Origin of the sequence: Endozoicomonas sp. ONNA2, assembly GCF_024606365.1 — a bacterium.
Classification (GTDB): domain Bacteria; phylum Pseudomonadota; class Gammaproteobacteria; order Pseudomonadales; family Endozoicomonadaceae; genus Endozoicomonas.
The window spans coordinates 1-2,163 of record NZ_JAHHPO010001078.1 but is presented as its reverse complement, the minus strand read 5'-3'; the positions used below and the strand labels follow the sequence as shown (position 1 = coordinate 2,163).

At 51.5% G+C, this 2,163-nt stretch carries 2 rRNA genes; both read left to right on the top strand.

Features of this window, described 5'->3' with window-relative positions:
• Positions 1 to 173 precede the first annotated feature (173 nt).
• Positions 174 to 1,733 (top strand): 16S ribosomal RNA (locus KDK14_RS19245).
• Positions 1,734 to 2,087: 354 nt separating this feature from the next.
• Positions 2,088 to 2,163: ribosomal RNA gene (locus KDK14_RS19240) — 23S ribosomal RNA — on the top strand; the annotation flags it as partial.

The following is a 2,163-nucleotide window of genomic DNA, read 5'->3' as shown; positions in this document are numbered from 1 at the left end:
AGCAAACGTTCTTTAACAAGATATCAGACAATTCGTGTGGGCGCTTGTGCGATTGCATCGGTTACAAAAGGCTATCACCTTTTGTTAATAGTTAAATGCGACGCTCAAGCAAACATACTCGTTAATTTGCAGTAAGTTCTATTGAGCATATAAGTTTTTCGCATGAAAAATTTAAACTGAAGAGTTTGATCATGGCTCAGATTGAACGCTGGCGGCAGGCCTAACACATGCAAGTCGAGCGGTAGCGGGAAGAGCTTGCTCTTTGCCGACGAGCGGCGGACGGGTGCGTAACACGTAGGAATCTGCCCGGTAGTGGGGGATAGCCCGGAGAAATCCGGATTAATACCGCATACGCACCAGCTCTTTATGAGCGGTGGAAAGCAGGGGATCAGTTCGCTGACCTTGCGCTATCGGATGAGCCTGCGTCGGATTAGCTTGTTGGTGGGGTAAAGGCCTACCAAGGCGACGATCCGTAGCTGGTCTGAGAGGATGATCAGCCACACTGGGACTGAGACACGGCCCAGACTCCTACGGGAGGCAGCAGTGGGGAATATTGCACAATGGGCGCAAGCCTGATGCAGCCATGCCGCGTGTGTGAAGAAGGCCCTAGGGTTGTAAAGCACTTTCAGTGGGGAGGAAAGGTTGAAGGTTAATACCCTTTGGCTGTGACGTTACCCACAGAAGAAGCACCGGCTAACTCCGTGCCAGCAGCCGCGGTAATACGGAGGGTGCGAGCGTTAATCGGAATTACTGGGCGTAAAGCGTGCGTAGGCGGCCACCTAAGTTGGATGTGAAAGCCCCGGGCTCAACCCGGGAACTGCATCCAAAACTGGGTGGCTGGAGTACGGGAGAGGAGTGTGGAATTTCCTGTGTAGCGGTGAAATGCGTAGATATAGGAAGGAACACCAGTGGCGAAGGCGACACTCTGGCCTGATACTGACGCTGAGGTACGAAAGCGTGGGGAGCAAACAGGATTAGATACCCTGGTAGTCCACGCCGTAAACGATGTCTACTAGTTGTCGGTTGTCTTGTACGACGGGTAACGCAGCTAACGCGATAAGTAGACCGCCTGGGGAGTACGGCCGCAAGGTTAAAACTCAAATGAATTGACGGGGGCCCGCACAAGCGGTGGAGCATGTGGTTTAATTCGAAGCAACGCGAAGAACCTTACCTGGCCTTGACATCCTGCGAATCTTTTGGAGACAAGAGAGTGCCTTCGGGAACGCAGAGACAGGTGCTGCATGGCTGTCGTCAGCTCGTGTCGTGAGATGTTGGGTTAAGTCCCGCAACGAGCGCAACCCTTGTCCTCAGTTACCAGCGATTCGGTCGGGCACTCTGGGGAGACTGCCGGTGACAAACCGGAGGAAGGTGGGGACGACGTCAAGTCATCATGGCCCTTACGGCCAGGGCTACACACGTGCTACAATGGTGCATACAGACGGTTGCCAAGCCGCGAGGTGGAGCTAATCTGACAAAGTGCATCGTAGTCCGGATTGGAGTCTGCAACTCGACTCCATGAAGTCGGAATCGCTAGTAATCGTGAATCAGAATGTCACGGTGAATACGTTCCCGGGCCTTGTACACACCGCCCGTCACACCATGGGAGTGGGTTGCTCCAGAAGTGGTTAGTCTAACTTGCTTGCAAGAGGACGATCACCACGGAGTGATTCATGACTGGGGTGAAGTCGTAACAAGGTAGCCCTAGGGGAACCTGGGGCTGGATCACCTCCTTAAACGAATACCGACGTCCATAAGCGCTCACACGAATTGTTTGATTACCAGTTGACAGTTGGCAGTGGCCAGTTGACGGTTGGTATTTTTTTGTTCTTTAACAATGTGGAATCCAAATTAAGCTGAATTGATTTAAAAGACTTGCGTCTTTTAAAGAAAATTCTTGCTGAGACACTCTCAAGTTTTGATTGGAAACAATCATAGCTAATGTGTATGGCGTTCAGTTGTCAGTGGTCAGTTAATAGTAGCCAGTTGATGACTGAAGATCGTTAAGGTAGTTATTTACCATCGCTTTTACGGGCCGCGGGTAGCGGGTAACGGGAAGCGAACCTGAAACAGATCGTTTTGGGTTATATGGTCAAGTGACTAAGCGTACACGGTGGATGCCTTGGCAGTCAGAGGCGATGAAGGACGTGGTAATCTGCGATAAGC